24 protein-coding genes are annotated in these 24,589 nt (G+C 44.6%); 17 read left to right on the forward strand and 7 right to left on the reverse strand.

Features of this window, described 5'->3' with window-relative positions; genetic code table 11:
* The first annotated feature begins 33 nt into the window (after positions 1-33).
* Entirely contained in the window at positions 34-1,134 is a 1,101-nt protein-coding gene (locus ABDK00_RS05800; protein WP_346238935.1) for an ABC transporter permease, read from the forward strand.
* 56 nt (positions 1,135-1,190) lie between these two features.
* Positions 1,191-1,685, forward strand: coding sequence for a hypothetical protein (locus ABDK00_RS05805; RefSeq protein WP_346238936.1), 495 nt, complete (start codon positions 1,191-1,193; stop codon positions 1,683-1,685).
* On the opposite strand, the gene queG is transcribed toward ABDK00_RS05805, so the two are convergent.
* Positions 1,682-2,635: a tRNA epoxyqueuosine(34) reductase QueG gene (gene queG / locus ABDK00_RS05810; protein ID WP_346238937.1), complete on the reverse strand. Its 954-nt coding sequence runs from the start codon at positions 2,633-2,635 to the stop codon at positions 1,682-1,684. The two genes, ABDK00_RS05805 and queG, sit on opposite strands and share 4 nt — an antisense overlap.
* Before the next feature lie 60 nt (positions 2,636-2,695).
* Complete coding sequence (locus tag ABDK00_RS05815) at positions 2,696-3,796, reverse strand: lactonase family protein (RefSeq protein ID WP_346238938.1); 1,101 nt, start codon at positions 3,794-3,796, stop codon at positions 2,696-2,698.
* 258 nt (positions 3,797-4,054) lie between these two features.
* Between ABDK00_RS05815 and ABDK00_RS05820 the strand changes: the two genes are divergently transcribed.
* A complete protein-coding gene (locus ABDK00_RS05820; RefSeq protein WP_346238939.1) occupies positions 4,055-4,507 on the forward strand; it encodes a hypothetical protein in 453 nt (150 codons plus the stop codon).
* A gap of 75 nt (positions 4,508-4,582) precedes the next feature.
* Here the strand turns inward: ABDK00_RS05820 and ABDK00_RS05825 are convergent, their stop codons facing one another.
* Positions 4,583-5,506, reverse strand: a complete 924-nt coding sequence (locus ABDK00_RS05825) for a phosphoribosylaminoimidazolesuccinocarboxamide synthase (protein WP_346238940.1) — start codon at positions 5,504-5,506, stop codon at positions 4,583-4,585.
* Positions 5,507-5,684: 178 nt separating this feature from the next.
* On the opposite strand from ABDK00_RS05825, the gene ABDK00_RS05830 reads away from it, so the two are divergent.
* Both ABDK00_RS05830 and ABDK00_RS05835 read left to right on the forward strand, forming a co-directional pair.
* Entirely contained in the window at positions 5,685-8,375 is a 2,691-nt protein-coding gene (locus tag ABDK00_RS05830; protein ID WP_346238941.1) for a TonB-dependent receptor, read from the forward strand.
* Positions 8,376-8,410: 35 nt separating this feature from the next.
* Positions 8,411-9,697 (forward strand): fasciclin domain-containing protein, encoded by a 1,287-nt coding sequence (locus ABDK00_RS05835; protein ID WP_346238942.1) that lies wholly within the window; start codon positions 8,411-8,413, stop codon positions 9,695-9,697.
* A 74-nt stretch (positions 9,698-9,771) separates the two neighbouring features.
* On the opposite strand, the gene ABDK00_RS05840 is transcribed toward ABDK00_RS05835, so the two are convergent.
* From ABDK00_RS05840 to ABDK00_RS05850, 3 genes are all read right to left on the reverse strand, one after another.
* Entirely contained in the window at positions 9,772-10,371 is a 600-nt protein-coding gene (locus ABDK00_RS05840; RefSeq protein ID WP_346238943.1) for a DinB family protein, read from the reverse strand.
* Positions 10,372-10,623: 252 nt separating this feature from the next.
* Positions 10,624-13,215 (reverse strand): type I DNA topoisomerase, encoded by a 2,592-nt coding sequence (topA, locus tag ABDK00_RS05845; RefSeq protein WP_346238944.1) that lies wholly within the window; start codon positions 13,213-13,215, stop codon positions 10,624-10,626.
* Positions 13,216-13,492: 277 nt separating this feature from the next.
* Positions 13,493-14,335, reverse strand: coding sequence for an alpha/beta hydrolase (locus ABDK00_RS05850; protein ID WP_346238945.1), 843 nt, complete (start codon positions 14,333-14,335; stop codon positions 13,493-13,495).
* 98 nt (positions 14,336-14,433) lie between these two features.
* On the opposite strand from ABDK00_RS05850, the gene ABDK00_RS05855 reads away from it, so the two are divergent.
* From ABDK00_RS05855 to def, 10 genes are all read left to right on the forward strand, one after another.
* The gene (locus ABDK00_RS05855; RefSeq protein ID WP_346238946.1) at positions 14,434-15,201 is read left to right on the forward strand and encodes a F420-dependent NADP oxidoreductase; all 768 of its coding nucleotides are present in this window, start codon (positions 14,434-14,436) and stop codon (positions 15,199-15,201) included.
* A 40-nt stretch (positions 15,202-15,241) separates the two neighbouring features.
* A complete protein-coding gene (locus ABDK00_RS05860) occupies positions 15,242-15,763 on the forward strand; it encodes a KdsC family phosphatase (protein WP_346238947.1) in 522 nt (173 codons plus the stop codon).
* Positions 15,764-15,797: 34 nt separating this feature from the next.
* Complete coding sequence (locus ABDK00_RS05865) at positions 15,798-16,730, forward strand: geranylgeranylglycerol-phosphate geranylgeranyltransferase (protein ID WP_346238948.1); 933 nt, start codon at positions 15,798-15,800, stop codon at positions 16,728-16,730.
* Positions 16,731-16,733: 3 nt separating this feature from the next.
* Positions 16,734-17,297 (forward strand): Maf family protein, encoded by a 564-nt coding sequence (locus tag ABDK00_RS05870; protein ID WP_346238949.1) that lies wholly within the window; start codon positions 16,734-16,736, stop codon positions 17,295-17,297.
* A 31-nt stretch (positions 17,298-17,328) separates the two neighbouring features.
* Positions 17,329-18,582: a DUF2851 family protein gene (locus ABDK00_RS05875; protein ID WP_346238950.1), complete on the forward strand. Its 1,254-nt coding sequence runs from the start codon at positions 17,329-17,331 to the stop codon at positions 18,580-18,582.
* A 168-nt stretch (positions 18,583-18,750) separates the two neighbouring features.
* Positions 18,751-19,341: a hypothetical protein gene (locus ABDK00_RS05880; protein ID WP_346238951.1), complete on the forward strand. Its 591-nt coding sequence runs from the start codon at positions 18,751-18,753 to the stop codon at positions 19,339-19,341.
* A gap of 138 nt (positions 19,342-19,479) precedes the next feature.
* Positions 19,480-20,031 (forward strand): RNA methyltransferase, encoded by a 552-nt coding sequence (locus ABDK00_RS05885; RefSeq protein ID WP_346238952.1) that lies wholly within the window; start codon positions 19,480-19,482, stop codon positions 20,029-20,031.
* Positions 20,018-20,947, forward strand: coding sequence for a UbiA-like polyprenyltransferase (locus ABDK00_RS05890; RefSeq protein ID WP_346238953.1), 930 nt, complete (start codon positions 20,018-20,020; stop codon positions 20,945-20,947). The genes ABDK00_RS05885 and ABDK00_RS05890 overlap by 14 nt, the downstream gene beginning before the upstream one ends.
* Before the next feature lie 11 nt (positions 20,948-20,958).
* A complete protein-coding gene (gene ruvX, locus ABDK00_RS05895) occupies positions 20,959-21,366 on the forward strand; it encodes a Holliday junction resolvase RuvX (protein ID WP_346238954.1) in 408 nt (135 codons plus the stop codon).
* Between the two features lie 75 nt (positions 21,367-21,441).
* Entirely contained in the window at positions 21,442-22,020 is a 579-nt protein-coding gene (gene def / locus ABDK00_RS05900; RefSeq protein WP_346238955.1) for a peptide deformylase, read from the forward strand.
* A gap of 2 nt (positions 22,021-22,022) precedes the next feature.
* Here the strand turns inward: def and radC are convergent, their stop codons facing one another.
* Entirely contained in the window at positions 22,023-22,712 is a 690-nt protein-coding gene (gene radC, locus ABDK00_RS05905) for a RadC family protein (protein WP_346238956.1), read from the reverse strand.
* A 143-nt stretch (positions 22,713-22,855) separates the two neighbouring features.
* On the opposite strand from radC, the gene ABDK00_RS05910 reads away from it, so the two are divergent.
* A complete protein-coding gene (locus ABDK00_RS05910) occupies positions 22,856-23,824 on the forward strand; it encodes a ribose-phosphate pyrophosphokinase (RefSeq protein WP_346238957.1) in 969 nt (322 codons plus the stop codon).
* Between the two features lie 22 nt (positions 23,825-23,846).
* Positions 23,847-24,425, forward strand: coding sequence for a 50S ribosomal protein L25 (locus ABDK00_RS05915; RefSeq protein WP_346238958.1), 579 nt, complete (start codon positions 23,847-23,849; stop codon positions 24,423-24,425).
* The last annotated feature ends 164 nt before the right edge of the window (positions 24,426-24,589 follow it).

The following is a 24,589-nucleotide window of genomic DNA, read 5'->3' on the forward strand; positions in this document are numbered from 1 at the left end:
TTAAACCTTTACCATTAAACTTTAGATCCGTTAATGTCTTATAGTCAATCCAGGGCCCTGTGGGCGGTTACCAAAGCCAGTTTCAAAGCTATTTTTAGCCAGCCGTCTGCTTTGTTTTTTAGCTTTTTATTCCCTATTGTTTTTATATTGATTTTTGGCGCTTTCAGCGACCGGCCGCCGAGTCCGTTTCGAGTTGCTATTGGAGCAAACAGCGACACGGCCAATCTTCTTTTTGATAGTTTAAAAAGCAGTTCACGCGTTAAGATCGTTGACTATGCCGGAGATACGGCCCGGCAAAATGAAGACCTGATCAAAGGAAGTATCGCGGCGCTGGTGAATATCAAACGGGTGAACATTGATTCAGGGGTTTATTATCAGGTGGATTTGTTATCGAGCGAGGCAAGCGGCGGAAGCGTTTACAACCTGATGCGCGCGCTCGACTATCAGGCGCTGCAAATAGAGCTGGACGATGCGCATAAATTGCAAAGAGAATATTCGTTTGTTCCTAAGATTGTGCCTGGAAAAAAATATCGCCAGATCGATTTTGTGTTGCCCGGTCAATTGGGCTTTTCTATTTTGTTTGCCACTATGTTTGGCATTGCTTTCGTGTTTTTTAACCTTCGCGAACAATTAGTTTTAAAGCGCTTTTATGCGTCGCCCATTAGAAAAATCAATATACTGATTGGCATTGGCGCCAGCCGGCTTGTATTTCAGTTGATCAACGTTGTTGTTTTGATTTTATTCGGGCATTTCTTTCTGCAATTCACGCTGGTCAATGGTTTTGTCACTTTTGTGGAAATGATCGTCATGACCATTTATATGCTTTTTTTATTGATGGGCGTTGGGTTGATTTTTGCCAGCCTGGCCAAATCAGACACTAGCATTCCGCTTTTGATCAACCTTTTCGGCTTTCCGCAGATCCTGCTTTCAGGAACATTTTTCCCGATTAATGTGTTTCCCCAATGGTTACAAAATTTGTGTCAGGCGCTGCCGCTTACCCAATTCAATAATGCTATGCGCAAAATTTCTTTCGAAGGCCTGCACTTATTTGATTGTTGGAAGGAAATCGGCATTTTAGGCATTTGGATCGTGGTAGTTTACCTGATTGTTATGAAAGTAATGAAGTGGGAATGATGTAGGTAGATTGTAAACTGAATTTTATTTCTCTTAAAAATCGGCAAACATATTAAATGAAATATTTACGGCTGTTCGTTTTGAGCTTTATTGTTTTTTTCGCACTCGCATGCATTGTTTCCTTCTTCATTCCTTCGCATGTCCGTATTTTCAGAATGGTCCGCGTTGCGAAAGAAAGGACGGGCATATTGGATCCTGTTCGGGATCTTGCTCAGTGGAAAACCTGGTATCCCGGCTTTGAAACAATCGCATTGCAACAGCCCCAGCGCGTGGATAACAAAGTTGTAAAAGCGGCTATTGATAAGGTTTTAATTGAAGTTACCGAATCTTCAGACAGCCTTGTTGTGGTCAAAATGCAAAAGGACGACCGGCCGGTTATCAGCGGCTGGCAAATCAATAAAGATCAAAAATCTGATTCGCTTGCCCTCCAGGCCTATATGGATTTTAAGTTAAAATGGTATCCCTGGGAAAAATTCTCCAGCCTGCTGCTGGACAAAAGTTATGGAGATCGCATGAAGCACGCCTTGGAAAATTTAAAGAACAAAAATTAATCCTCCTGACCGTTTTTTGTCTCGTTCTTTAAAAAATGGAGATTGCGTTGAATGCCTTTATGTTTGCTTCGTTTCATGGGGGAGTGGCGAAAAATTTTTCTAAAAGCTTCTTCAGACAACTGTTCCCATTCTTTGGTAGATAAATTCAGCACCTCTGGAATGGGGCGGAAAGCTGCTTCTTGATGCGGCTTGCTAAATCGGTTCCAGGGGCAAACATCCTGGCAGCTGTCACAGCCAAACATCCAGTTATCAAACCGGCCGTTCATCTCCGCCGGCAGCAACATTTCTTTTAATTCAATTGTAAAATAGGAAATGCATCGGCTGCCGTCCACGATCTTGTCGGGTAGTATCGCGCCGGTAGGGCAGGCATCGATACACCTGGTGCAGGAGCCGCAAAAATCCTTCGCAAATGGGTCGTCGTAAGACAGCTCAAGGTCGGTGATCAGGGTGGCAATAAAAAAGAAAGAACCATTTTTTTTGGTAATCAGGTTGCCGTTCTTCCCAACCCAACCAATACCACTTCGGCGCGCCCAGCTTCTTTCGAGCACTGGCGCAGAATCTACAAAACCGCGTCCTTCAATAGCGCCAACCTGCTCGCGCAACAGAAACAGAAACTCGTTCAGCTTCGCGCGTATGACTTCGTGGTAATCATTTCCATAAGCATATTTTGATATTTTGGGCGCATCAGCGCACTGCGCTTCGCCGGGAAAATAATTAAGCAGCAGCGTAATCACCGATTTCGCGCCGGGCACCAGCCGGGTAGGGTCAACGCGCAATTCAAAATGGTTTTCCATATACTTCATCTGGCCGTGCATGCCCTTGTTAAGCCAGGCTTCCAGTTTGCGCGCATCGTCTTCCAGCCTGACGGCGCGGGCAATGCCGCAGTAGTCAAAGCCGAGTTGAGCGCTGAGGCGCTTAACTAACGATGTATTTTTTGATAGGGTGGACAACAGGCTGCAAAGGTAAGCCGGCTGTTTTATAATTGCCTGCGGATGCGGAATAAGCTTTTTTTAATAGATCCATTTAAGGCAAACGGGAGCGTCGACCCGGATGCGATCGGGAAGCGCTGTTAGAAGGCCCGTTTTGGGATCTCTTTTAAAAATAGTAATATCATTCGATTTTTGATTGGCCGCCAGCAGGTATTTTCCCGAAGGATGGATCGTAAAATTGCGCGGAAAATTGCCCAGCGTCGATTGCTCGCCTACAAATTCGAGCCGGCCGGTTTTTTCATCAACACGATGGATTTGTATCGTACTGTTACCGCGATGCGACGTATAAAGAAAGCGTTCGTCCGGGGAAAGGTGCACATCGGCGCTGGCGCCGTTATAAGCTTCGGGCAGATTATTAATGCGCTGGATGGTTTTATGAACAGGACCATTGCGGGAGATTACCGTAATGGCGCCCGATAGTTCCTCAATGATATATCCAAACTTTCCATTTTTGGTAAAAACGATATGCCGCGGGCCGCCGCCGGCGGGAATTTCAATAGGGGAGGATGCGGCTGTGTCGAGCCGGCCGGTTTTTGCATCAAAAGGATAAACCATCACTTTATCAATGCCCAGATCAGGCACATATAGAAATTGGTTATCAGGAGAAATATAAGTGCAGTGAACATGCGGCGATTGCTGCCGGTCTTTATTGGGCCCGCTGCCATGATGTTGAACGGTTTGCCGGATCGGGCCAATGCTACCATCGGTTAGAATGGGATGTATCGTCAGGTTGCCGCTGCTGTAGTTGCCGGCAAACAGCCATTTGCCGGTTTTGTCCAGGCTGACATAACAGGGTGCGCTGCCATTGTTGATTTGTTTGTTTATAAAACTTAGCGTCCCTTTTTCAGGATTATATGAAAAGGAAGAAATTTTGCCTTCTTCTGTCTCGTTAACGCTATAGACAAAACGATTATCGCTGCTCACCGCCAGATAAGAGGGATTGCCGGCGGCTGCCACGCCTCGCTCCAAAGCCATTCCTTTTTGCGCATCAAAATCATAAAGATAAATTCCTTTGCTGTTATTATTGTTGGTGTAAGTGCCAATGAGTAACCTTTGGGCATTGATATCCATCTGAAAAATAATATTTATAAGTATTACAGCGAGAAGGCCATTTATTTTCATCAAAAGCTTTTTATGTTTTTAGAGTGGATTTTCAAATTAAATACTCATTTACAAACACTATATGAAGGTTTTATAATGGAGTTACGTAAAAATAGTGGATTATTCTGTGCGAGCCATCGTATGTTACTGAGTCATTAAGGTTTTGAACGACGTCTTTTATTTACAAATTTTTTAACAGTGTGATTACAAACTGTTTTGCTATTAAAACAATCTTTTAAATGACGAACAATTTCTAAATAGCTACTAAACATAAAGCACATGAAAAAAATATTAACTATATCATTTCTTTTTTTAGCTGGCGTTATATTATTGGCCAGTTGTACAAAAAGGGACTATTACGAAGAGCCACCTAATGAACGCGAGACAGCTTTTGTAGATTATTTTTACGAAGACTATCCTTTCGTATTTATCGTGCAATTTCAACGAGATGGCCGCTATGCTGTTGTTACCACATTAAATGAAGATGAATATTTGCCAATAATTGATGAAGAGTTAGTCGGAAACTTTGGATTAGGGAAAAAAAGCATTTTTGTAATTGACGGAAACTTCTATGCAAGAATGGATGTTTTAGAAACTAATATCCGAACCCAGGCGGAAGCAGATGACGCGTTGGCCTATTGGGTAGATAACGACCCTTACAATGTTTCAGCAGTAATGACGCGAAGCAAGCCAAAGCCGGATGTTAAAAGTCTACAACTTAGAAAAAGATAGTGTTGATCCGTTCTCTATAAAACAGGGCCGCAACGATTTGCGGCCCTAATTTTTTTCGGTAAATCGCGATAGGCGCTAGTAGGTACCCAGCGCCGTAGTTATTTTATCCAATTGCTGTTCGGCGGTAACTTCTTGCGGTTTAAAAGGAGCGCCGATTACCTGCTCATAAAGTTCAATGTATCGCTTTGAAATCGTCTGGATCCAGTCGTCTGTCATCTCCGGAACCTGTTGGCCTTCTTTTCCCATAAAGCCATTTTCAATCAGCCATTCGCGAACAAACTCTTTACTTAGTTGCTTTTGTTTTTCTCCCGCCTGTTGGCGTTCTTCAAATCCTTCTGCATAAAAATAGCGTGAACTGTCCGGCGTGTGGATTTCATCCATTAATACAATGTCTCCATTCAGTTTTCCGAACTCATACTTTGTATCCACCAATATTAATCCCTGCTTTAAAGCCAGTGCCTGCCCGCGTTTAAATAAGCCAAGCGCCAGGCGTTCTAATTGCAGCCATTCCCCGGCTGTAGCCAATCCCTGCGCGATAATTTCTTCTTTGCTGATATCCTCATCATGCCCTTCGCTGGCCTTGGTACTGGGCGTAATGATAGGCGTTGCAAAGGCATCGTTCTCTTTCATGCCGTCGGGCAGCGCCACGCCACACAGTTTCCGTTTTCCACTGTTATACGTTCTCCAGGCATGGCCTGTTAAATGGCCGCGAACGACCATTTCAATTTTAAATGGCTCGCATTTATACCCTAAAGAACTATTGGCGGTAGGCGTTTCCAGCAGCCAGTTTTTGCAGAGATCTTTGGTAGCGTTCAGCATAAACGCTGCAATCTGATTTAAAACCTGGCCTTTGTAAGGAATCGGTTTGGGCAGTATGACGTCAAATGCGGACAAACGATCGGATGCAATCATGACCAATAAGCGATCGTCGATGGTATACACATCTCTAACCTTACCGCGGTAGAAATTAGTTTGTTGAGGAAATTTTAATTCAGACATGGCGCGAAAATAAGTTGATAAATCGGAAAGTTGAAACCTTAATAAAGAGATCAGTTGTGTTCCTTAAAACTACGGCTCAGCTGCGCCCGAAACATGGCGGCTAAGGCAAAGTTTATTTTGCCGATAAACTAACAAATGTTATTTTAATAGTAAAATTCCAATAACAAAAACCCAAATTATGAGAACCTTTGCACGATTGCTTGCTGCCTTGGTATTCCTGTGTACCGCCTACAATGGTTTTGGACAAACGATAAAGGGTGTTATCAGAAGCAGCGAAACCAATGAGGGCGTTCCGGCGGCCTCGGTAGCAGTTAAAGGAACCACTTCCGGTGCTGTTGCTAACGAAATCGGTGAATTTGAGATTGCCGTCACATCTTTACCCGCTACTTTATCCGTGAGCTCGGTCAACTATGAACCGCAGGATGTTTTAGTGTCCGGTACTTCTTTTATGATCATCTTATTGAAACCTGTGTTGGGCCAGGAGGTGGTCGTGTCGGCTTCCAGGTTTACAGAAAGGCTGATAGAGTCGCCTGTAACTGTAGAGCGCGTAAGCGCAGCGGCCATTCGAAGTACGCCCACCGCCAACTATTATGATATGATCGGGAAACTAAAAGGAGTGGACGTGGTAAATGCTTCGCTTACTTTTACTTCGCCTACTACAAGAGGTTTTGCAGGAAGCGGTAACACCAGGTTTAACCAGCAGGTAGATGGCATCGATAACCAGGCGCCGGCGCTTAATTTTTCTGTCGGCAGTATTGTTGGTTTAACAGAGCTTGACGTAGAAAGTATGGAACTGCTGCCGGGCGCTTCTTCGGCTTTATATGGATCAGGCGGGATGAACGGAACGTTGCTTGTGAACAGTAAAAACCCGTTTAACTACACAGGCCTCTCTTTCCAGGTTAAAGCCGGCGCTATGAACATCGGAAATAACTGGAGAGATGCATCGCCCTATCAAAACTATGCATTAAGATGGGGGCAGAAAGTGTCTGATAAATTTGCTTATAAAATAACAGGCGAATTCATCAAAGCGAAAGACTGGCTGGCCAGGGATTACAGGAATTATGGCCGCGTGGGCACCAACGGAATGATCAAAGACGGCACCCGCGATACGGATCCCAACTATGATGGTATCAATGTTTATGGCGATGAAACGACGATCAACCTGCGTTCGCTGGTATTAAACGCCATTGCGGGTCAGGTTCCTTTCTGGCAATCTTATATCAACCAATTGCCTGAAAATATTCCCGTGTCGCGGACGGGATATACGGAAAACGAACTGGCGGACCCAAACACCCTCAATTATAAAATCGGCGGTGCGCTTCATTACAAAATAACACCCCGCATCGAAGCTATTTTAATGGGCCAGTTGGGCGCCGGTACTTCAGTTTATACCGGAAGCGACCGCTACTCATTGAAAGATTTTCAAATTGCACAATATAAATTGGAGTTGAGGTCGGACAACTGGTTTGTGCGCGGGTATACAACACAGGAGAACGCCGGAGAATCGCATAACCTGACTGCCACAGCCCGTCAATTCAACGAAGGCTGGAAGCCCAGCACGCAATGGTATCAGGAGTATGGATTTGCTTACATAAATGCAAAGATGAATGGAGCGGCTGATTTGGACGCGCATAATCTCGCACGCTCCGTTGCCGACGCCGGCCGCCCCGAAGCCGGTTCGGCTGCGTTTAATCAATTATGGGATGAAATACGCCTGAAGCCGATTTATCAAAATGGCGGCTTGTTTTTAGATAAATCAGATTTATATGTTGCGGAAGGGCAGTACAACTTTTCATCTGTGTTAAATAATGTGGTTGAACTTTTAGCGGGTGGCAACTGGCGGCAATTTGTGTTAAATAGTGAGAACACTTTGTTTCACGAGCCCAACGGCCCGATTAAAATCAACGAACTCGGCGCTTATGTGCAGCTGGGAAAGGAAATTATCAAAGACCGTTTGAAGCTGACCGCGTCTGGCCGGTACGATAAAAACGAATATTTTAAAGGCCGCTTCACACCCCGCTTCACGGCTGTCATTCAACCGGCAAAAGATCATAATATAAGGTTGTCTTACCAAACCGCTTACCGGTTTCCGAGCACGCAGCAACAGTGGATCGATTTAGCGGTGGGTAGCGGAACGCTGATTGGCGGAAACAAAGTGATTTGGGAAGCTTACGATTTAATTAATAATCCGGGTTTTTCTGCGCCCGAGTTTGTTGCCGATCCGTCAAATCGCATTCCGGTTACTTATAAAGAAATCAAACCTGAAAGTGTTGTGAGTTACGAATTGGGGTACAAGGCGCTCGTAGCTAAAAAGGTTTTGCTCGATGCTTATGTGTACACAGGCACTTATGAGAATTTTATCGGGAGACGGGATATTGTTCAGTTTTATGATGAGTCAGATCCCAGTCAATACCGCGGTATTTCGGTGGTTGTTAATTCAGACGCAAAGGTGAAAACATTTGGCTGGGGATTGAGTTTTGACTGGAGGCTGCCTTCCAATTTTTCAGTGAATGGAAATATTTCTTCAGATGAAATCAAGGATGTTCCCAATAATTTCCGCTCTTCTTTCAATTCACCCAAATACAGAACCTTACTGGGTTTGAGCAATTCCGGCTTTGGGCCTGGCCAATTGTTTGGCTTTAATATCAACTGGCGTTGGCAGGATAAAGTGATGTATGAAGGCGATTTTGCATCGGGTACCTTAAATCCCATTCATATTGTTGATGCCGCTTTGCTATACAAATTGCCCGCTATCAAGTCGCAAATAAAACTGGGCGCCAACAACCTGTTTAACCAGTATTATACCAATGCCATTGGCAACCCGAGCATTGGTGGGCTGTATTATCTGGCCTTTACTTACAATTTGTGATGATTAAAAGATTATTTTCAACCAAAAAGTTTGATATGTTTTTCAATAAAAATATAATACGCCAGGTCGCCGGAATCATTTTTATGGCAGCAATGGTTGCCTGTAATAAAGAGCTTCCCGAGCCGAAACCTATTGAGCCCGACCCTCCAGCAGATGCTGAAACCATCCTTCAGAAATTAGACGCGAGCGAGTTTTCCATACTCAAAGCAGCCGTAACCAAAGCAAGTACTTTTACAAGTCCAACAGGTAAAGTGTCGGATATACTCGGCAATGCTACGGCCACAATGACCTTTTTTGCGCCCGATAATGCGGCCCTGCTCAGGTCGTTTGCGCTGCTCGGGCTTCCGGCCAGCGAGGCTTCGCTCAATTTTTTTACCGCTGGAAAATTAGATACGCTATTAAAATATCATCTGATTGGGGGAGAGGCCATTACTTCAGGACGCATCAACCCCGCGGCGCCGGCGCTCAATTTGTATTTGCAAAGTATGCTCGTACTTTCTGCTCCTTCCGCTAATCTGCCGCCGGGTTACAGAATGCCAATTTTTATGGGAAAACAGGGGAATAGCGTTTTTGCCAATAATATCCCGGTGACGGCGCCCGATATGGCAGCCGCCAATGGCGTGATGCATAAAGTGTACGTGGCCCTGCTGCCACCCGATAAAGTGCTTTGGCAAACAATTTTTGCGAACGCTGATGGTGGTTACAATTATTTTAAAGCAGCGGTCATCAGGGCCGACGGCGGCATAAATCCCGAAGGGCAATTTCAGGCGGCTCTTAGTGCGCCTAATGCAAATTTCACAGCATTGATACCGACCAATGCGGCATTTGAGCAATTATTAATCGCGAGGATAGCGGGGGCTTTGATTATACAAGGGGAGCAACCGGCTGTAGCAAATCTGGCGGCACAGGGGCTAGTAGCTGCACATGGATCCACAATTATATCCGATCCCGCATCTATACAGACTTATGGACCTCAACTAGCGGCATTTATGACCCGCGAGTTAGCGCAAGCGATTGTTGCGTATCATTTGCTGGCCAAGCCGGCGGCAACGCCGGTAGGCTATCGCAATTACACTGTGAATTTTCCTGCCGGCAATGCTGCGTTGGTGCCAACGCTTGTCAATGCCTCCGTGGCTAATCATCCCGGCGTCGCGCTCCAGGCGACTTTCGGTCCTGCCGGCGTCACCGCAGCAACCGCAAAAGGATTAGGCAACGAAACGGCTTCTAATATTATTTTAAGCGCGCCGCCAAGCAGTACAAATGATGTAAACCATGTCAACGGAGTCATTCACCGTATCGACCAGGTGTTGCTGCCACAGTAAAATAATTACCCATAACAAAAAGGTACGGCTTTTATAAAACCGTACCTTTTTCTTTTTTGCTTATTGTTTCTTATTTATTTCGGGAAATCCGGCATGGCTTTCAATTCAATAATTTGAGCCGTATGGCGCCTGGTGTGCGCGGTTAGGAAAACCAGCATTTGATAGGTGTCGATTGTGCCAATGGGCGTTTTGGCAAAATGATCACGCAAATCATCTTTCGTTGTTTTAATATAGTTTTCAAGATGATCGGACTGCTCTTTAAAAGTGGCCATGGCTTTCTGATAATCCTTCAAAGCGCCGCCGGGCTTTAACTGCTCGGGAGCTTTGGCTTTTTGCGTCCTTTGTTCGATCATCGCTTTGATTTGATCGTCGCTTACTTTTACTTCGCTTTTTTGCGCAGGATCAGCGGTTTCTTTTAGCGTTGTCATGGCCCAATCGAAAATTCCTTTTTCTGTAAGCGTAATATGCTCTACACAGTTTGCAATGCTCCAGGTAGAATCATTCGGTTTCCAGTTTAATTGTTCGTCGCTTAAGCCTTTGGTTTCCTTGTCGAGCAGCGCTTTAGCGGAAGCGCGGTAAGAAAGCAGGTATGCCCGTTCTTTTTGAGTAATGGGCGCATAAACTGTAAAGCTGCAAAGTGCAACAAATGCCAGTGTGCAAAAAATAGTTTTCATTCGTAAATTTTTTATGGTTTTTGTTAGATGCCTATTTAAATGGACGGGTAGGGAATTTACCAAATAATCATGCTTTCGGGTGGGCAAAATTCTTATGGCTCAATTCATGAATTTCAAATTTGGTTTAGAGAAAATAGTTTTCCTCCCGGTTGATAATCTGCTGCAACGGTAGCGTTGCATTTCCTAGTCGGGTTTGAAGCTATTGTACCGCAAATTTATACTTCCTTTCAAATAGAAATCAATGGCTGACCATTATTTTTTTTTGGCTGCCGCTTTTTTCTTGGCCGCTGCTTTTTTCTTTGGCGCTGCCTTTTTTTTAGCCGCTGCTTTTTTTACAGGTTTATCAAATGCGCCGGGTTCTTCGGCTACAATCATTTTTTTGACGTCGTCAAGCGAAACGGTGGCAAGATCGTCGGCGGTGTATTTTTCACCGTTTTCTTTTCTTCCCAGTTTGATCATCTTTTTGCCAAACCTGATAAAAGGTCCCCAACGGCCATTTTCAAGTGCTATTTTCTCCTCAGGCCATTGTTGAATATAACGGTTGGCTTCTTTTTCAATTTTTGCTTCGATCAGCTCGTTGATATCCTGCGCGGAAAGGTTGTCAAAATCATACCGGCGCGGTACATTAATGAACATATCGTTCCACTTGATGAAAGGGCCGAAGCGGCCTTTGCCCTTGGTAACAGGCTTTTCGTTAAAATGCGCGATCGGCGCATCAGCCTCCTGTTTTTCCTTAATCAGCTCAATGGCGCGGTCCATATCCACGCTAAAAGGATCTTCGCCCTTTGGAATGGAAATGAAGTCGTCGCCCAATTTTACATAAGGGCCAAAGCGGCCGATATTAACCGATACTTCTTTGCCTTCAAATTCGCCCAAAACGGCGGGGAGCTTGAAAAGATCGAGCGCTTCTTCCAGCGTAATAGTTTCAATGCTTTGTCCCTTTTGCAGCGATGCAAAACGTGGTGTTTCTTCTTCGTCTACGCTGCCAATCTGCACCATCGGGCCAAACCGCCCCATACGGGCAATCACCGGCTTTCCGCTTTGCGGGTCTTTGCCCAGTTCGCGCTCGCCTTTAATGCGTTCGGCAGTCTCAATCGTTTTATCAACCTCTTCTTTAAAAGGGTTATAAAACTTGTCAATCATATTGTTCCACTCCAGCTTTCCTTCCGCAACATCGTCAAATTCATTTTCGATGCGGGCGGTAAAGCCGTAGTCCATAATATCATCAAAATGCTGGTTTAAAAAGTCTGTTACCACCAGCCCAAGATCAGTTGGGAAAAGTTTTGACTTTTCGGCGCCCGTTGTTTCGGTCAACGTCGCTTTACTGATTTGATCATTTTTTAAAGTAAGCTGGCGATAATTTCTTTGCACGCCTTCCTTATCTCTTTTTTCAACATATTCCCTTTTCAGAATGGTAGAAATAGTGGGCGCATAGGTCGAAGGCCGCCCGATCCCCAGTTCTTCGAGTTTTTTTACCAGCGAAGCTTCTGTGTAGCGTGGCGAAGGGCGGGTAAATTTTTCCGTGGCTGTCATTTGCACCAGCGGCAATACCTGCTGCAACTGCAAAGGAGGCAGCATACCTTCGCTGGTTTCTTCTTCGTTGATGTCTTCTTCATCGCGGTCTTCGCGATATACTTTTAAAAACCCTTCGAATTTGATAACTTCACCCGAAGCTGTCAACTGCTCTTTGTTTGTGGAAATATCAATGGTAGCAGTAGTTTTCTCTAATTGTGCGTCGGCCATCTGGCTGGCCATGGTTCTTTTCCAGATAAGTTCGTAAAGGCGCTTCCACTCTGCGTTTTCTACAGTAGTGTGGTTCATATAGGTGGGGCGAATGGCTTCGTGGGCCTCCTGTGCTCCCTGATTTTTATTCTTATAACGGCGAAACTGGTGGTAATTGTCGCCATACATCGAATTAACAGTATTCGTGATATCGCCCAGCGCCGTTTCACTCAGGTTGACACTATCCGTACGCATATAAGTAATGTGACCGTTTTCATACAACTGCTGGGCAATACGCATGGTGCGGCTCACGCTGTAACCCAGCTTTCGGCTGGCTTCCTGTTGCAGGGTGGAAGTGGTAAAAGGCGCGGCCGGCGTTCTCTTGCCGGGTTTCACCTGGATGTCTTTGACCGTGTAATTCGCGTTTTGGCAGGATTGCAAAAACTGCTCAGCTCCCTCGTGAGCGTCAAATCTTTTTCCCTCCGCTTTAAAATTGATTTGTTTTCCGGCATTATCGGTAGCTGTAAAAATGGCTTCAACTTTAAAATTGCTTTTGGCATCAAAAGCGTTGATCTCGCGTTCGCGCTCTGCGATCAGGCGAACGGCCACACTTTGCACACGGCCCGCGCTCAAATTGTTTTTCACACTGATTTTCCGCCAAAGCACCGGGCTTAGTTCAAATCCAACAATGCGATCCAGCACCCGGCGGGCCTGCTGGGCGTTCACCAGGTTCATGTCGAGTTTTCGGGGCGTTTCTACCGCCGCTTTGATGGCCGGCTTGGTGATTTCATGGAAAACAATCCTTTTGGTTTGATGCGGGTCGAGGCCCAATACCTCACACAAATGCCAGCTGATGGCTTCTCCTTCGCGGTCCTCATCCGTTGCTAACCAGATTTCTTCACTTTTGCCAGCCAGGGTTTTCAACTCTCTTACCACCTTTTCCTTGCCGTCGCTAACGACGTATCTTGGCTGAAACTTTTTTTCTATATCGATGCCCATCCCCGCCTTTTCCAGGTCGCGGATATGACCGAAACAGCTTTTTACCTGAAAATCTTTTCCCAGGAACTTTTCAATCGTTTTCGCCTTTGCAGGGCTCTCCACTATCAGTAAATTCTTCGCCATTTCTCAACGCAATATTTATATTTTATGAACCTGACAGACCGTTTTTGCTCAAAAAAACCTCATGATATCATGGAGGACACACCAGTTTAAAAAGCATTTGCCGGCAGGTATTTTTGGGAACAAGATTAGTACATTTTTTATAAATGCTGAATAATTTGTAACGGCATCGCCTTTAGAGGAATATTGCCATGCGGTTTGGCGATGGTTAAAGGGAGCATTCTGTCATTCTTTTTTTTATTAAAAATTAGCGATATGTTTTGTCGCACCGGTGCGAGGTTTATTGAAGAAAATCGACCACCGCATTAATTACGTTTGGATCCCGATAAATACGCCGGTGCCCCAGATTTTCCGTAAAAAGAAAATGAAAATGGGGCAGCTCCATGTTCTTCACCCGCATCGCATCGGCGATCGGTGTAACCTTATCGTCATGATCATGTACCCAAAAAACCTGTCCACCCATTTGCGGAGCACATCTTTCCAAAGAAAACCAGTCCACATCCCGGCCGCTAAGCTGTTGAATCTTTGCAAAAAAATATTGTTGTACCATTAAATCGGTAATGCGCATTTCCCTAAAAAAGGCCTCAATCAATTGCCGCGAGTTGGCGGCAGGCGCAATCAGTACCGTTTTGCTATTCGTGGTTCCGCTGTCTTCAGCGAGGTTCATACTCACGGCCAATCCACCAAAAGAATGACATAAAGAAGCATCGAAGTCGCCAAAATGCCGGCAGATAGCCTCGATAAACATTTTATATGTTATGGCGGTGAGTTGTTTTCCGCCGCTCTTGCCGTGGGCCGGAGCGTCAAAGGCGATCACTTCGTAGCCTTTTGCTGCCAGAGCGTTTGCCAAATGTTTGAAATTTGCTGAAGCCGACCTAAAGCCGTGCGCAATGAGTAGTTTTTTGTCTGCTCCTTTATTCCAGCGATAGCCAACGGCTGCCTGGCCCTCAAATTGAAATGACAGCGGCTCGGCGTTTTCTATTTCACGCGCCTCATAAACCATTCTAAAGTAAGGCGTGCAGAAAACGTGAAAAGCTTCTGCCGCAGCGCGTTTTTTTGAAAATAAGGTCAACAACCTGATCTTATTGCGAAAATAACTGACAACAAAATTTTGTATTTTCATGTTTAGCGAAGATAACAGGAAAGGCAGAAGTTATGTATGGGCTGCTTTTATCCATTTTCAATTATAAAAAAATCGGGCTTGCCCGTTAAAACCAAACGATGGACATAGTTTTGATAGGATCGGGAAATGTGGCTGCGGTGCTGGGAAGAAAATTTGTAGCGGCTGGCCACAACATTCTGCAAGTGCTAAGCAGAAATGCAACATCTGCCTCTGAGCTGGCTTACGAATGGAACACCGAGTCTGCTAATTATACCAGCTTGATCAACAAAGAAGCGGACGTTTATATTATAGCGGTTGCTGATCGGGCGATCGAAGAAGTGGTAGCTGATATTTCGCTGCCGGGCAAAGTTGTAGCGCATACGGCTGCGGCGGTTGACATGAGCGTGTTAAAGAAAGTTACGGCAAATTATGGCGTATTTTATCCTCTGCAAAGCCTTCGAAAAGATCAGGAGGAAATGCCGGAGACGCCGATCTATACGGAAGCGGCAAACGAAGAGGCAAAGAAAGTACTCGATCAACTGGCCCAATCGATATACAAAAATGCGGTGTTTGAGGCGGATTATGACAAAAGAACCAAACTTCATGTAGCGGCCGTGTTTGTCAATAATTTCACCAACCATATTTTCACGCTTGCAGAAAAATACTGCCAGCAGGAGGGCATCGATTTCTCCGAATTACTGCCGCTGATCAACAACACTTTTTTCAGGCTTCACAAAGCTTCCCCCGGATCTTTACAAACCGGTCCGGCGGCCAGGGCAGATATGGAAACGATCCACAAGCACCGGGAAATGCTCGGCAAGCATCCTCAGATATTAGAATGGTATGATCTGTTTACAGAACGTATTTTAAAAAGCCCTCTCAGCTAGTTGTGCGATTCAACTACATTTGCATTGGAAAATCAAATAAATGAATGTTTTAGAGGGACTTCAGAAAGTCGATACTTTTATTTTTGATGTAGATGGCGTACTGACGGATAGCACCGTCTTGGTGCTCGAAAGCGGCGAGATGGCACGGCGAATGCATATCAAAGATGGCTATGCGCTGCAACTGGCTATCAAAAAAGGTTACCGGATTTTTATCGTTAGCGGTTCGTCGCCCAGCGCTGTGGCGCAACGGCTCAACTATCTGGGGATTAAAGATGTTTTCTTTAAAGTAAAAGATAAGAAAACCTTTGTGGCAGATCTTGCCAGGGAGCATGGCTTTGATTTAAATAATGCTATGTTTATGGGAGATGATATGCCTGATTTGCCGGTCTTTGATATCGTAGGACTAGCGGCCTGTCCGGCCGACGCGGTAACGGAACTGAAAATTGCGGCCGGGTATATTGCTTTTAAACCGGGCGGTGAAGGCTGCGTGAGGGAGGTGATCGAAAAAGTATTAAAAATAAGAGGTGATTGGCAGGAAACCACTTCGGTTGCCTCGACCTAAATTAAAGCATTTAACCCGACCCTAAATTGAGTATATGGCGCTTTTAAAGCCATTTTTAAAACTGATTCGTTGGCCCAATCTGGTGTTCATTATCATCACCCAGTTGTTGTTCGAATATTGCATTTACCGCTCGGTGTATGCGCACAATATTCCTGATTATAATCATTTTCAGTTTGTACTGCTGGTGGTGGCTTCTGTGTTGATAGCGGCCGCGGGCTATATCATTAATGATTATTTCGACATCAATATAGATTTGGTGAACAAACCCGATCGCATTGTGCTCGATAAGACCCTGAGCAGGAGATGGGCCTTGGCCTGGCATCTCATCTTCAGTGTTGTTGGCGTAGTGCTCACAGCTATTGCAGTCGGGATCTTTTCAAGATGGTATTTAATTATTGCGAATATTGTCTGCGTTATTTTGCTTTGGTTTTATTCCGCAAGGTTTAAAAAGGATTTGCTGATAGGTAATATCATCGTTTCTTTGCTCACCGCCTGGACAATTTTAATTATTTTCTTATCCAAATATTCCTTTATGGACGCTTTCAGTCAAAGCGATACCGGCCAGGGAAGGTTTTTTAAGTTCGCCATTCTCTATGCCGGATTCGCGTTTATCATTTCCCTGATCAGAGAGGCGGTGAAAGATATTGAGGATATGCCCGGTGATGAAAAGTTTGGTTGCAGAACTATGCCCATCGTTTGGGGAATCAATGCCACCAAGGTTTATGTAATGGTTTGGCTTACTGTTTTGATCATTATGCTTTTAATCATCCAGATTTATGTGATGCAGTTTCGATGGTGGTGGGCAGTTGCGTATTGCTTTGTTTTTATTTTTGTGCCGCTCCTATTTATCTTTAGAACATTGATCAGGGCGCAATCCACGAGGGATTATAGCAGGCTGAGCCTGTACACCAAGCTGGCTATGTTTGCCGGCATTTTATCGATGATCTTTTTCCATATATATTTATAAGCTATGACAAATTCAGTTGTGTTGGCTTCTTCTTCTCCGCGAAGAAAGCAACTACTCGAATGGGCCGAAATTCCTTTTGAAATTGTGGTTGAACCGGTAGAAGAAACGTTTCCGCCAGACTTAGAGCCGGCAGATGCTGCGCAACACATCGCCTTAAAAAAAGCAAAGGCGGTGCAGCCGCTTTTGCCTGCTGAAAAAATAATTATTGCGGCTGACACTATGGTCGTTTTAGACCGCACGATTATCGGCAAACCGAAGGATAAAAATGATGCTGTTGAAATCTTGATGAACCTTCAGGGAAGGGTGCACCAGGTGATTACAGGCGTTGCGATTTTGAAAGGTGATCAACAAATCCTGTTTGCTGATATCACCGAGGTGACTTTTAATCCGCTGACGAAAGAAGCATTGGTTTTTTATGTGGAAAAATATAAGCCCTATGACAAAGCCGGCGCTTACGCCATACAGGAATGGATCGGCGTTGTAGGTATAAAAAAGATCAATGGGGACTTCTACAACGTGATGGGACTCCCTGTGAGCAGGTTGGTTGCTGCTTTAAAGAATATTTGATATTTTTATATCGAATATTTGAGCTAACACTATGAATGAAAAACTGCTGCAATTTATCTGGCGTTTTCAATATTTTAATCGTTCTCAACTGTCCACTACCAAGGGTGAAAAAGTTGAAATTGTCAATCCGGGAAGTTTAAATACGAATCAGGGCCCTGATTTTTTGAATGCGCGTATTCGTATCGGCAACACCTTGTGGGTGGGCTCGGTCGAGATTCATCTGCGCGGCTCTGACTGGCAAAAACATGGCCATGAAGGAGATCAAAATTATACCAATGTGGTGCTGCATGTCGTCTATCAACACGATATTTCGATTAATGAAATTCCTGTTATTGAATTGGGTGGCCGTATCTCAACAACGCTTCTCGAGCGTTATGCCGATTTAATGCAGTCGCAGCATTTTATTCCCTGCGAACCGATGATCAGTAGCGTGCCTGACCTGATTCTTACGGCCACAAAAGACCGCTTGGTAGCAGAAAGGTTGCAGCGGAAAGTAAGCGTTGTTACGAATTTTTTGGAAACCACTCACACCCATTGGGAAGAAAGTTTTTGGTGGCTGCTGGCGCGGAATTTTGGCGCCAAAACCAATGCCGAAGCATTCGAGGCCATGGCACGCAGCATTCCGCTGACCCTGTTAGGTAAACATAAAAGCCAGTTGATTCAATTAGAAGCATTGTTGCTGGGCCAGGCCGGTCTGCTTGGCGGCCGATTTGAAGAAGCTTACCCCACCATGTTAAAAAAGGAATATCTTTTTTTGAAATCAAAATATGCCCTCAAGCCTGTCCATGTTCCTGTTCGTTTTTTACGCATGCGGCCTTCTAATTTTCCAACCTTGCGTTTGGCACAATTGGCTGCTTTGATCTTCAATTCGGTGCATCTTTTTTCCAAAATGATTGAAGAGCCGGAGCTTAACAAAGTGAGATCGTGGTTTGCTGCTGCGCCCAACGATTTTTGGAAATATCATTACTCTTTAAAAGATGAAGCACACTTTAAAGAAAAATCAATCGGCGCTTCCATGATCGACAATATTATTGTCAACACCGTTATCCCTTTTTTATATGTTTATGGTAGTCGAAATGCAAAGTCTGATTTGATAAAAAAAGCCGCTGAGTGGCTCGAAAGTTGCCGGGCTGAAAAAAATGCGATCACAAAAGGCTTTGAGAACAGGGGTATACCTCACAAAACCGCTTACGATTCGCAGGCTTTAATAGAGTTGAAAACCCAATATTGCGATCTAAAAAAATGCCTCTCTTGTCCTATTGGAAGCGCCCTTATAAAAAATTAAACGATCGTATAATACTTCTTTTTCATCAGTTATGTATTAAAAATATTTTTGGCGGATTGTGCAACCATATTGGCACGGCGTTTGTCTAATGATGCAAAAATCTGTGGTAGTAATCTAATAATCTAAATGGATGCGTACCACGGCCATTTAAACTTAAATCCTTATAAGATGAAAACTAGAAAAGCAATTTTTATCGGAGCGGCTATGATCTTTTCAACAATGGTAGCTCAGGCACAAAGTATGAAGAATATGATTAAGATTGGCGCGCTTGCGGGTGCCTCCGTGCCGTCTAACAATGCGGGCGCTGGCGCCGGCTTAGACCTGGCTTACCAAAATCTTGTAACACCCAATTTTGGTTTAGGTATCGCAACAGGTTACCAGCATCATTTTGGTAAAGACAATGAAGTGGGAGGAACCACTTTAAATAACAACGACTTTGGCGTGGTACCTGTAGCTGCGCTCGTGCGCTATTATCCCAAGGCTGAAGGTATTTATATCGGAACCGATCTGGGTTATGGCGTAATAACCGGCGATGCTGATGTTGCTTCTAATGCGGGTGTGGCACGTCCCGACGGAGGTTTTTATTTGAAACCAGAAGTAGGCTATCATAATCGCAACTGGAACATTTTTGCTCATTACTCAAAAGTGTTTACCGGCGATAAAGGAACGGTAAACGTAGGTAATGGTTCTCAAAAATATAATGCAGGCATCATTGGTGTCGGTCTGGCTTATAATATAGGTTTAGGCTTAGGAAGATAATTTACACAAACCAACCATATCTTATCCTTGGTCCGGCTGTTTAACCTCAGCCGGATTTTCCTTTTTATAAACATGTATGATATTTGTTTTCCCCTCAACCAGCCTTTAATTCTCAATTTATCGGCTTAATTTTGCAGGATGCGAAAGTTAAATATGGCAGAGCTGGGGCGAAAGTCGGTAGCGGAGGTAAAGTCATCTGAAAAGATTCCCATCATTGTCGTACTGGAGAATATAAGAAGCGCTTATAATGTGGGCAGCGTATTCAGAACCAGCGATGCATTTTTAATTGAAGCAATTTATATAACAGGCTATTCGGCGAAGCCGCCGCACAAAGAAATAAAAAAAACAGCTTTGGGCGCAGAGGAGGCAGTAAGCTGGCAACATTTTCCGTCGGCGACGGAGGCGATTGCTACACTACGCGCAGAAGGGTATATGATTTATGCGATCGAACAAGTGGAGAATAGCACATATTTACATAATCTCGACTGGCAGCCGGGCCAGCGAATCGCCATGATTTTTGGAAACGAAGTGAGTGGGGTTGAACAAACGACTATCGGGCTATGCGACGGTTGCGTTGAAATTCCGCAATTAGGTATGAAACATTCCTTAAACATTGCGACGGCGGCGGGAGTGGTGCTTTGGGACCTGGTGAGAAGAACTTTAATCAATGAAACAAATGTCAAAGGCTAAAAAATATCTAAGTCTTATCAAATTTTCGCATACCATTTTTGCGATGCCTTTTGCCCTGATAGGTTTTTTTCTGGGCGTCGTAGCGTTTCATTATCTGAGCGACACGTCTTACATTCCTGTTGCTGCATCGATAAAGCAGTTTTTTGCTGAGAAATGGTATATTTTTATTTTGATCATGCTCTGTATGATCTTCGCGCGCAGCGCAGCGATGGCTTTCAATCGTTACCTCGACAGGCATTTTGATGCAAAAAACCCGAGAACGGCTGTTCGTGAAATTCCGGCGGGCGTGTTGAGGGCCGACCGGGTTTTATGGTTTACAATTATTAATTCGGTATTATTTATAGTATGTACTTACTTTATCAATACGATTTGTTTTTTGCTATCACCCGTCGCCTTGGCCGTGGTTTTGGGCTATAGCTACACAAAAAGATTCACACCCCTGTGCCATTTGGTATTGGGTTTGGGCCTGTCTTTAGCGCCTATTGGCGCCTATCTTGCCGTCACAGGCCGGTTCGATTTGCTACCCATCCTTTTTTCCTTTGCAGTGATATTTTGGGTGAGCGGTTTCGATATTATTTATGCGTTGCAGGACGAAGAGTTTGATAAAAACAATGAGCTTTATTCCATTCCATCGGTATTAGGAAAAAAGAAAGCTTTGCGCGTATCCGAGTTGCTGCATGTGTTGAGCGCGCTCTGCGTTATTGTGGCCGGCCTGCTGGGCGGGTTTTCGTGGCTCTATTGGATGGGTGTCCTGGTTTTCGCCGGCATGTTGATTTATCAGCATAGCATTGTTTCCGCCGCCGATCTACGTCGGGTCAACCTGGCTTTTATGACGGCTAACGGCATCGCGTCAGTAGTATTTGCAGTATTTGTGGTGGCCGATCTTTTTATTAACGATATGTTCCGCACCTTTTAATTAATATCAATTTGCCTCGTATTCTTTCTATCGATTATGGTTTGAAGCGAACAGGAATCGCGGTGACGGATCCGTTTCAGATCATTGCGACCGGCCTAACTACCATCGATTCCAAACAATTGATCCCTTTCTTAAAAGATTATTTTTTGCGGGAGGAAGTAGAAAAGATAATTATCGGCCTGCCCAAAAACTGGGATGAAACCGATACCCACGCCACGCCCCTGGTGGAGAAAGCCATTAAAAATTTAAAAAAGAGTTTTCCCAACATGCCGCTTGAAACGGTCGACGAGCGCTTCACGTCCAAAATGGCGAAGGATGCCATGCTTGAAATGGGTTTAAAAAAAATGCAACGGCGCAACAAGGCGCTCGTTGATGAAATTGCTGCCACCATCATGTTACAGGAATATTTAAATAGATAGGCGAGGAGTGCAATTGGCAGGGGCCGCCACAACGAAGTTTAATAAGCTATCGCAATATCAATTACCTTTGCACGCATGATTCTTCCAATTGTAGCGTACGGCAATCCCGTTTTACGAAAAGTAGCAGATGAAGTTGATCCTGACTATCCGGGATTAAAAGAACTGATTGCAAATATGTGGGAAACCATGTATGCCAGTAATGGCGTGGGCTTGGCCGCACCGCAAATCAATAAATCCATTCGTCTTTTTGTTATCGATTCTGAACAGATTTTCGAAGGCATGGAAGATGAGGAGGAAAAAGCGCAGTATCCCGGCGATGAAGGTGCAAAAAAGGTTTTCATCAACGCCTATATTAAAGAATTGAATGGCACGCCCTGGGCCTATAATGAAGGTTGCCTGAGTATCCCCAAGATCAGGGAGGATGTCGTTCGTTCGGGATCGGTGACGCTCGAATATGAGGATGAGCATTTTAATCTTCATACCGAAACCTTCACCGGGATTACAGCCCGCGTGATCTTACACGAATACGATCACATCGAGGGAAAGCTGTTTATCGATTATCTGCCTCCTTTAAAAAAGCAACTACTGAAAAGAAAACTCAGCGACATTTCTTCTGGAAAAATCAAAGTAGATTATAAAATGTCTTTCCGCTAAGGTCAGATCAGGCCGTCATCGGCGAAACTATAATAACCGTCGGCGCTCACGATTACGTGGTCCAAAACTTGAATATCTAACAGGCTGGCTGCCTGTTTTATTTTTTCTGTCAGGTATTCATCTGCGCGGCTGGGCCGCAGGCTTCCGGATGGGTGGTTGTGACTCAAAATCAGTGCGACCGCATTTTTTTCAATAGCGTGCTTCAGAATGACCCGAGGGTCGGCAACCGTGCCACTAATGCCACCTTCGCTAATGATATCAAAACTGATGATTTTGCTGGATCGGTTGAGATAAATGACCGCGAAAACTTCGTGCTGATAGTCTTTCAGCCGCTCTTTCAGAAAATCGGCAGTTTCCTTTGCCGTGACGACCCTGTTTTTATCCGGCATGTGGCCCTTTTGCCTTCTTCTGCCCAGTTCGAGCGCCGCAGCAATAGTGATGGCTTTGGCCAGGCCGATGCCCTTTATTTTCATGAGCTGTGATAAACTTAAAGCGCCCAGGTCGTGAAGATTATTATTGCCAAGCGCTAAAATTTCCCGGGCAAGGTCTACGGCTGATTTTTCTTTGGTACCATGGTTGATCAAAATGGCTAATAGTTCCGAATCACTGAGGTTTTCGGCGCCCGCTGCGGCCAAGCGCTCTCTGGGCCGATCGTTAGAGGCCCAATGTTTAATGGTGTTTTTTGGTTGCATGCCTCAAAATAGAAAATAATTTTTGAATATCGAAGCCTTTATGGCTCGCGGTTTTTACCATCGGTGCGTCTGATCAATTAAATGTAAAAAACTATGGCACACTCCAAATAAAAAAATATCTTCGCCGCTCATTTTAGAAGACTATGCAGAAAGCTCAATCCATTCAACATGCTGCTAAGATATTTTCGGGAACTGCTTCGCGTGAATTATCCGCAGAAATTTGTACGCATTTCGGCTGCGAGCCGGGAAATGTAAGTATTCAGCGTTTTGCCGACGGCGAAATCTCACCCAACTACCTGGAAAGTGTCAGAGGCGATTATATCTTTTTGATCCAAAGTACCTATTCGCCGGGAGATAACCTGATGGAACTGTTGCTAATGATTGATGCCGCCAAAAGGGCTTCCGCGTATAAAGTGATCGCTGTTTTGCCTTATTATGGATATGCGCGCCAGGACAGGAAAGACCGGCCGCGGGTGGCGATTGGCAGTAAGCTGGTAGCCAATATGATCACGGCGGCTGGCGCTGATCGTGTGATTACCATGGACTTACACGCGCCGCAGATCCAGGGGTATTTCGATATTCCCGTAGATCATCTCGATAGCCACGCTGTTTTTATCCCCTATGTGGAACAGTTAAAGTTAAAAAACCTTACCTTTGCGGCCCCTGACGTGGGAGCAACGAATCGCATCAGGGAAATAGCCAGCTATTTTAATGCAGAAATGGTTATTTGTGACAAGCACAGAAAGCGTGCGAACGAGATTGGAAGTATGACGTTGATCGGTGATGTAGAAGGGAGAGATGTGGTGATCATTGACGATATATGTGATACAGGTGGAACGCTGGCAAAATGCGCTTCATTGATAAAAGAAAAGGGTGCTAATAGTGTAAGAGCGATGATTACACACCCGCTGTTGAGCGGAAAGGCTTACGAAAATATTGAGTCGAGCGTGTTGGAAGAATTGGTGGTTTGTAACACCATTCCATTAAAAAGAGAAAGTGAGAAGATAAAAGTTATTTCCGTGGCGCAACTGTTTTCAGTGGCCATCAAACACGCTTTCGAAAATAAAAGTATCACAAGTTTGTTTGTACACTCAAATTTGAGAACGAGTTAGTAAATATTTAAACAACATAAAAATGAACACAATTACAATCGAAGGACAACTGAGGACCGAATTCGGCAAGTCAGCCACCCGCCAGGTTCGCTCTCAGGGACATGTGCCTGCTGTAATTTACGGGGGTGCTAAAGAAATCAATTTCAGCGCACCGGCAGCGGCTTTCAAATCATTAGTTTACACGCCAAATTTCCAGTTTGCAGAAGTGAAAGTTGACGGTGCTACTTACAAATGCATTCTGAAAGATCTTCAGTTTGATAAAGTAACAGACGCGTTGATTCACCTGGATTTATTAGAGCTTGTGGAAGACAAGAAAGTAATCGCTACCGTTCCTTTAAAATACACGGGCACTGCAAAGGGTGTTAAAGCTGGTGGTAGGTTTGTCTCTAAAATCAAATCTGTAAAAGTTAAAACTTTACCTAAGCATTTGACTGAAACTATCGAAGTGCCTATTGATGATCTTGAAATTAACGGTAACATCCGTATCGAAGATATCAAAGCTCCCGAAATGGAGATTCTCAACTCTCCGCGTATTCCGGTAGCATCTGTAGTGATGACAAGGCAGTTGAAGCAGGAAGAAGCTGCTGCAGCAAAAAAATAATCGCTTACAACAAGAACGAATCCGCAGGCTGTCTCTCAACGAGGCAGCCTGTTTTGTTTTCCGCGCGGGGTAAATCAGCGCATACCGCTACGCCAACTGCATTATCTGCAATAGATCACGCCATATATACTCAATCCACGCATAAAAATGCGGACCGGAAGAGT

The sequence above is a fragment of the Niabella insulisoli genome, assembly GCF_039652435.2.
Lineage (GTDB): Bacteria > Bacteroidota > Bacteroidia > Chitinophagales > Chitinophagaceae > Niabella > Niabella insulamsoli.